Raw genomic sequence first — 7283 nt, 5'->3', positions numbered from 1 at the left:
TTATGAACAGTAAATGTCAACAGACCCTAATATAGTTGATCATCATTCAGACAGATGGCGAAAAGCGGCGCAGCTACCTATTTTTGATCAAGAAATAGTAAAGAAGTCAATTATTGGCTCATTTTTATTAAAAATTGAGATTAAATTTTAAACCGCTCGATATGATCAATAGTGTTGAAAAATAATACAAAATTTTTAAGTTGAATTATTCTTGTCTGGTTTTAATTTTTCTTTAATAAATTGTGTTAAGCTGTGCGACTACATTCAATTTTTTTATCTGAAAATAAAAGCATTATTTATAAAATGCTATAGCTTTTCGCTTGAGTTTTCTCATTTCCTCTCTAGCCGATTTATATATTTCACAGTAGAATATGCGCTCTCTCAAGTCACATTGTGGCATGGTCGCTCGATCATCCCGTGGAGCCAAAATCAGCATGTTTATCGTTGCCGGTGCACCTGCACATTCTTCTTTTAAGAAAGCTCAACTACTCACACGTTTATCGTCAATTAGTTCTGTTCAATCACTAGAAAGTCAATTTGTTTATCTTTTTGACCAAGCGCTCAACGAGCAACAACAGCAATCCGCTTTACAGCTTCTCAACGATGGTCAATCATTTGAACTGCACCAGGCTGCAAGTGATGAAATCCAGATTCTGGTGACACCGCGTGTCGGCACGATTTCACCATGGTCATCAAAGGCAACTGATATTTTTGCCAACTGTAATACACCGGTTCATCGTTTAGAACGCGGTGTTTTGTTTACTTTGAAGGGCGAAAAAGAGCTTTCTAAAGAAGCATTACAGATCTTGCATGACCGCATGACTGAAAGCGTTTTCAATGCGATTGATGATGCTGCAGTATTATTTACTGAAACTGCTCCGAAACCTTTGAACTCGATTGATATCCTGGGTCAAGGTAAAGAGGCACTGGTTAAAGCCAATAATGAGTTCGGGTTTGCGCTGTCTGAACAAGAAATTGATTACCTGACAGAAGCATTTACTAAACTGGGTCGTAACCCGAATGACATCGAACTGATGATGTTTGCTCAGGCAAACTCAGAGCACTGCCGTCATAAAATCTTCGGTTCTGAATGGACGATTGATGGTGAAGTTCAACCATTGTCATTGTTCCAGATGATCAAAAATACCTATAAAGAATCACCAACAGACGTATTGTCAGCCTATAAAGACAACGCATCGGTGATTGTTGGTTTTGACACACAACGCTTTTACCCAACTCAAGAAGATAACGGTCAACACGTTTATAAATACAAGAGCCAAGCCGCACACATCCTGATGAAAGTGGAAACTCACAACCACCCAACAGCGATTGCACCATTTGCCGGTGCAGCAACTGGTTCAGGCGGTGAGATTCGTGACGAAGGCGCGACTGGTCGTGGTGGTAAACCGAAAGCTGGTTTAACGGGTTTCACCGTATCTAACCTGAATATTCCTGGCTTCGAACAGCCTTGGGAAGAAAACTACGGCAAACCGTCACGTATGGCATCTCCACTTCAAATCATGATTGAAGGTCCATTGGGGGGCGCAGCGTTTAACAACGAATTTGGTCGTCCAGCGCTGACTGGTTATTTCCGTACTTTCGAACAAAACGTCAATGGCGAAGTGAAAGGCTTCCATAAGCCAATCATGATCGCGGGTGGTTACGGTAACATCCGTCCGGACCACGTTGAAAAAGATGCGATTCAACCAGGCGATCTACTGATCGTGCTTGGCGGTCCAGCAATGCTGATCGGCCTTGGCGGTGGTGCTGCATCATCTGTAGACAGCGGTAAACTGGGTGAAAACCTGGACTTCGCTTCTGTACAACGTGAAAACCCGGAAATGGAACGCCGTTGTCAGGAAGTGATTGATACTTGCTGGCGTATGGAAGATGAAAACCCAATCGTTTCTGTACATGACGTCGGTGCGGGCGGTATCTCGAATGCGATGCCCGAGCTGGTAAATGACCATGAGCTTGGTGCGGTGCTTGATCTTCGTAAGATCCCATCGCTTGAGCCAGGCATGTCGCCAATGGAAATCTGGTCAAACGAAGCGCAAGAGCGTTATGTACTGGCGATCCGTCCAGAATCTCTACCTTTATTCGAATCGATCTGTGCGCGTGAACGTTGTCCGTTTGCGGTATTGGGTGAAGCAACTGAAGCGCGTCACTTAACAGTTGAAGATCCATTGTTTGGTAACAAGCCAGTGGATATGCCAATGCAAGTGATGCTTGGCGGAACACCACGTATGAGCCGTTCATATGAAACTGCTCCGCGTAAAGGCGATGACTTTGATGCGTCTAAAGTGACTGATCTGAAAGATGCGATTTATCGCGTCATCAAGAATCCGACTGTGGCTTCTAAATCATTCCTGATCACCATTGGTGACCGTTCGATTACCGGTATGGTGGCACGTGACCAGATGGTTGGTCCATGGCAGGTTCCTGTGGCTGATGCTGCAGTAACAACAACCAGCCTTGTCGGTTACACAGGTGAAGCAATGGCAATGGGTGAACGTCCACCAGTGGCATTGTTAAATCCAGCAGCTTCTGCGCGTTTGTCTGTAGCTGAATCGATCTCAAATATCATGTCTGCGAAGATTGAACAAATCAGTGACATCAAACTGTCTGCAAACTGGATGGCGGCGGCTGGTCAACCGGGCGAAGACCAAGCCTTGTTTGAAGGCGTAAAAGCCATTGGTATGGAAATGTGTCCAGCACTGGGCATTGCAATTCCAGTCGGTAAAGACTCATTGTCAATGCGTACCACCTGGAATGACGAAGGCGAAGATAAATCTGTTACTTCTCCAATGTCAGGCGTGATCACTGCATTTGCACCTGTAACTGATGTTCGCAAAACATTAACCCCTGAGCTGAAAAATATTGAATCTGTACTGGTTCGTATTGATCTATCTAAAGGTCAATTCCGTCTAGGAGGTTCGATCTTGGCTCAGGTATACAAAGCCATTGGTTCTGTAACTCCAGATGTCGACAGCTTTGAAGACTTAAAAGCATTCTTTGCACTGGTTCAAGATTGGAACAACCGTGGTCTGATCAAGGCCTACCATGACATCGGTGATGGTGGCTTACTGGCAACTGTTGCGGAAATGATGTTCGCTTCACGTCTTGGTGTAGCTCTGGAACAACAAACTGTAGCTTCACTGTTCGCTGAAGAAATCGGTGCTGTGCTGCAAATCGCGAAAGCAGATTGGGATGCATTACAAGCAGAAATCGCTACTTCTACTCTAAAAGATGCGATCTCTGTAGTAGGTACAGTAAACAACTCTGACCAGTTATCTGTAAATGGTCTGGTACTTGAACGTGCCGACCTGCAAGTGGCTTGGACTGAAGTTTCTTATCAAATCCAGCGTCTGCGTGACAACGTAGAAACTGCTGATCAAGAATTTGCATTAGTAACAGACAAAGCGCACAAAGGTTTGATTGCTCAACCGACATTTGACCTGAATGAGCAAATCGAAGCACCGTACATCAATTCACGTCGTCCAAATATGGCGATTTTGCGTGAACAGGGTGTGAATGGTCATGTGGAAATGGCAGCAGCATTCGACAAAGTCGGCTTTAATACAGTTGACGTACACATGAGCGATCTTCTAGCTGGCCGTATCAGCCTGGATGACTTCGAAGGTCTGGTCACATGTGGTGGCTTCTCTTACGGTGACGTATTGGGTGCAGGTGGTGGCTGGGCGAAATCAGTATTGTTCAATCAGCAACTTCGTGACCAATTCGAGAAATTCTTTAACCGTCAGGAGACCTTCTCTCTAGGGATCTGTAATGGTTGTCAGATGCTGTCACAATTAACTCCACTGATTCCAGGTGCAGATGCTTGGCCTCGTTTCCATCGCAACAAGTCAGAAGTATTTGAAGCACGTAGCGTTAATATTCGCGTAGAGAAATCTCATTCTGTATTGCTAGAAGGTATGGAAGGTTCAATTCTTCCAATCGCTGTGGCACATGGTGAAGGTCGTGTGGTTGCATCAGCTGAAAGCATTGCTGCATTGAATGCCAATAACCAGGTGATCATGCGCTATGTGGATAGCCAAGGTAATGCGACTGAGCAATATCCATTGAACCCGAATGGTTCGCCTGAAGGGATCTCTGGTGTAACTTCGAAAGATGGTCGTGCGACGATCCTGATGCCACACCCTGAGCGTAACTTCCGTGCGATCCAGCACTCTTGGAAACCAGAAGACTGGGATCAGGACGGTGCATGGTTACGTATGTTCCGTAATGCGCGTAAGTTCATTGGCTAATCTGATTTAGCTTCAAAAAAGGGTCGCAGTAGCGGCTCTTTTTTATTATTAGAATTTTAAGTGACCCAGCAAAGCTAGAAAAATCATTTACTTTTGTTTAGACTAGCTTCATCAATTGCCACCAGTGGGTGGCTTTTTGCTTTTTAAGCAGTTTGAAACATTTATTTAATTTTCTCCCGCTGAACTGGTTTAGATTTTGCTTTTATATCTGCACAGAAATGATATTGTGTAAATAATGCACAATATTTATGCACTTTAAAGGAAAGATGGTATAGATCAGTTCAGTATCAACACTCAAGAATGAGGTGATGACATGGCTAAGACACTCAGAATAATGGATAGAACAGAATTACGTCAGAAAGGTTGGTGGTTATTTGGTTTTGTTGTTGGCCTACAGGTACTGTTCTTGGTAGGTAGTTATTTGCTACAGGGTTCTTGATCAACAGATTTAAAAAAGCCACCGAGAGGTGGCTTTTTCATTTTTAAAATTATATATTTGTTGAAAATGGGTGAAAAATATAAGATGGATAATCAGGAAAAATTAATAAAAATAGAAACTATTCAGAATTTACTTATAGCTCGTGCTACAGGTAGTAATGAAAATACTAGCGAATATGAAACTTTAAGATTCTATTTATTAAAAGAAGCTGATATTAAAAATTTATTACCAAAATACATTCTAACGTGTAGAAATCTACAGCAATTTTAGCAATTTATTAAATTTGAATATGCAACATATGCTGAAAGACGGGATTTCATTTGGAAGTCCTTTCAACCCATATTAGAAAAACTAGAATTTAGTAGTGAAGTCCCTTCTGATCAAATTATAAAGAATGTCGTTCAAAATATAGATTCATATTATATCCATACAATCTGGAACAAAGCCTTAGAAAGAAGAACGACTGATCCAGATGGTGCAATTACTCTGTCTAGAACTCTTTTAGAGTCAACATGCAAACATATCCTAGATGAGCTAAGTGTAGAATACGGTAATGCTCCAGATATAAACCAGTTGTATAGATTAGTCAGTAGTAATTTAAACTTGTCTCCATCACAGCATACAGAGCAGATATTTAAGCAAATCTTAGGTGGCTGTAGTGCGATAGTTGAAGGTTTAGGCTCATTAAGAAATAAAATCAGTGATGCTCATGGTCAAGGTAAAAATAATGTGAAGCCTTCTCCTAGACATGCTGAGTTTGCAGTAAATTTAGCAGGAACAATGGCAGTTTTTTTATTTTCTACTTGGGAAATGAAAAAAGAAAAGACATAAAACAGACTACCTTTTGATGGTCTTTGACAGGATACTTACACAGCCAGTTGAATTTCCTTTAACCTCACCTTCAGCGTATTTTCATAATCAAACTGATCATTGGTACTATCCTATAACGCCAAACTACATAACCATCCGGACGAACCAGAACTGCCACAGATTCATGAATTTCAGACTTAGCAATCCAGGTGCTATACACATCATGAGAAACAATCCGAATCACATCCAAATATGGCAAGTTCAGTGATTCAGCTGCCTGACCCCCGCTTTCACCCGATTCAGTGTCGAATACTGTGTCATGCAAGACACCATGTGTAAACTTGATACAGGCATAAATGTATGAGGGGGCAAAATCTAGCCATGTATAAAAGGTAGTTATATGAGTATTAGCATAAGCTATTGATCTATTAATATTTTCAATATGTTGGCCTAAATCGTAAGATAAGTACCTATTTTTTGAAGTGAGCAATCTATGGAACTTCGACATTTACGCTATTTTATTACCGTGGCGCAGGAGCAGAGTTTCACTAGGGCTGCTGAAAAACTGTTTACGGCTCAACCTTCTTTAAGCCAGCAGATTAAAGATCTGGAGCAGGAAATTGGTGTTAACCTGTTTGAACGTTCTTCACGAAAAATACAGTTAACCGATGAAGGCAAGGCCTTTTTAATCTATGCAGAAAAAGCTCTGGAAAATGCCAAATTGGCTGTTGCATCAGCACGACAGGTGGCCCAGCAGAAAAATAATCAGATTCATATTGGCTTTCTGAATGTTGCCGAACTAAAAGTTATGCCACATATTTTGGCCAAGCTGAAAAAGACCATGCCAGATTTAAAAATTCATCTGCATAGCCTGTTCTGTCTGGAACAGCTTCAACATCTAAAAAATGCTGAATTAGATCTAAGTATTACCCGTTTTCAGCTGGATCATCCGGATTTTGAAAATATCCATTTATTGACGGAACAAATTCACTTGGTTGCAGCCAAGCATTTGCACCCAACCGATCGGATACTGAAATTACAGGAACTGAAAAATCATACGATTATTATGTGTGATCAGAATGCATCACCCATATTTTACGAAAGACTCAATGCCTTGATGTCCTTTGATCAGCTAAAGCACGATCAGGTGCTGTGGGCGACCAATGTGCTACAGCATATTAACCTGATCAATATGGGGATGGGTTTTAGTTTTGCTCCCGATTATCTATTACTGTTCCTGAATGATGAAGTGAAAGTGATCCAGACAGATCGACCTTTACCCCAGGTAGAACTATATGCAACATTTAACAAGAACTCTCAAAATCCATCATTGAATATTATTACCGAAGCCCTTAACAATACGGTAAATGCTTGAAAAACTTGTAGAGATATATGCTTAAACTGATTTATTACGTACCAGATGAAAACCTAGAGGAAACCAAGAAGGCCGTTTTTGCAGCAGGTGCGGGTGGGATTGGTGAATATACCGACTGTGCCTGGCAAGTGCTGGGAACTGGACAATTTAAGCCGCAGCAAGGCGCAGATCCTCATATTGGGGAAATTGGCCAATTGGAAAATGTGGAAGAATGGCGGGTCGAAATTCTTGTACCTGATGAAAAGGCGGTTGAAGTGGCTAAGGCTCTAAAAGACAGTCATCCTTATGAAGAACCGGCATTTGAATTTATCCAGCTCTTAGATATAAAAGTTTAAATTTTAGAAGTGATAGGCTTTGTTGCACAAACCTATCTTTAAAGGCTTATTCCACA

8 protein-coding genes are annotated in these 7283 nt (G+C 41.6%); 7 read left to right on the top strand and 1 reads right to left on the bottom strand.

Annotated elements, in window-relative coordinates; genetic code table 11:
• The first annotated feature begins 13 nt into the window (after positions 1–13).
• The 5 genes from RJ01_RS16305 (at position 14) to RJ01_RS16785 (ending at position 5538) form a co-directional block, all read left to right on the top strand.
• Positions 14–151, top strand: a complete 138-nt coding sequence (locus RJ01_RS16305; RefSeq protein ID WP_161792069.1) for a hypothetical protein — start codon at positions 14–16, stop codon at positions 149–151.
• Between the two features lie 283 nt (positions 152–434).
• Complete coding sequence (gene purL / locus RJ01_RS15325; RefSeq protein ID WP_034171717.1) at positions 435–4268, top strand: phosphoribosylformylglycinamidine synthase; 3834 nt, start codon at positions 435–437, stop codon at positions 4266–4268.
• A 313-nt stretch (positions 4269–4581) separates the two neighbouring features.
• The gene (locus tag RJ01_RS16795; protein ID WP_253144109.1) at positions 4582–4707 is read left to right on the top strand and encodes a KGW motif small protein; all 126 of its coding nucleotides are present in this window, start codon (positions 4582–4584) and stop codon (positions 4705–4707) included.
• Positions 4708–4791: 84 nt separating this feature from the next.
• Entirely contained in the window at positions 4792–4977 is a 186-nt protein-coding gene (locus RJ01_RS16790) for a hypothetical protein (RefSeq protein ID WP_264673500.1), read from the top strand.
• Positions 4978–5280: 303 nt separating this feature from the next.
• Complete coding sequence (locus tag RJ01_RS16785; RefSeq protein ID WP_264673499.1) at positions 5281–5538, top strand: abortive infection family protein; 258 nt, start codon at positions 5281–5283, stop codon at positions 5536–5538.
• A gap of 70 nt (positions 5539–5608) precedes the next feature.
• Here RJ01_RS16785 and RJ01_RS15315 read toward each other — a convergent pair whose 3' ends face one another.
• Entirely contained in the window at positions 5609–5842 is a 234-nt protein-coding gene (locus tag RJ01_RS15315) for a hypothetical protein (RefSeq protein WP_034171716.1), read from the bottom strand.
• A 168-nt stretch (positions 5843–6010) separates the two neighbouring features.
• Between RJ01_RS15315 and RJ01_RS15310 the strand changes: the two genes are divergently transcribed.
• Complete coding sequence (locus RJ01_RS15310; protein WP_034171715.1) at positions 6011–6892, top strand: LysR family transcriptional regulator; 882 nt, start codon at positions 6011–6013, stop codon at positions 6890–6892.
• 17 nt (positions 6893–6909) lie between these two features.
• Entirely contained in the window at positions 6910–7227 is a 318-nt protein-coding gene (locus RJ01_RS15305) for a hypothetical protein (RefSeq protein WP_004784580.1), read from the top strand.
• The last annotated feature ends 56 nt before the right edge of the window (positions 7228–7283 follow it).

The organism is Acinetobacter sp. YZS-X1-1, assembly GCF_000804305.1.
Lineage (GTDB): Bacteria > Pseudomonadota > Gammaproteobacteria > Pseudomonadales > Moraxellaceae > Acinetobacter > Acinetobacter variabilis.
This window is presented reverse-complemented; position numbering and strand designations above follow the sequence as displayed.

Coding starts and splice junctions, on each gene's coding strand:
- RJ01_RS16795 (WP_253144109.1), top strand. CDS start 4,582: ATGGCTAAGACACTCAGAATAATGGATAGAACAGAATTACGTCAGAAA.
- purL (WP_034171717.1), top strand. CDS start 435: ATGTTTATCGTTGCCGGTGCACCTGCACATTCTTCTTTTAAGAAAGCT.
- RJ01_RS16305 (WP_161792069.1), top strand. CDS start 14: ATGTCAACAGACCCTAATATAGTTGATCATCATTCAGACAGATGGCGA.
- RJ01_RS16790 (WP_264673500.1), top strand. CDS start 4,792: ATGGATAATCAGGAAAAATTAATAAAAATAGAAACTATTCAGAATTTA.
- RJ01_RS15310 (WP_034171715.1), top strand. CDS start 6,011: ATGGAACTTCGACATTTACGCTATTTTATTACCGTGGCGCAGGAGCAG.
- RJ01_RS15305 (WP_004784580.1), top strand. CDS start 6,910: ATGCTTAAACTGATTTATTACGTACCAGATGAAAACCTAGAGGAAACC.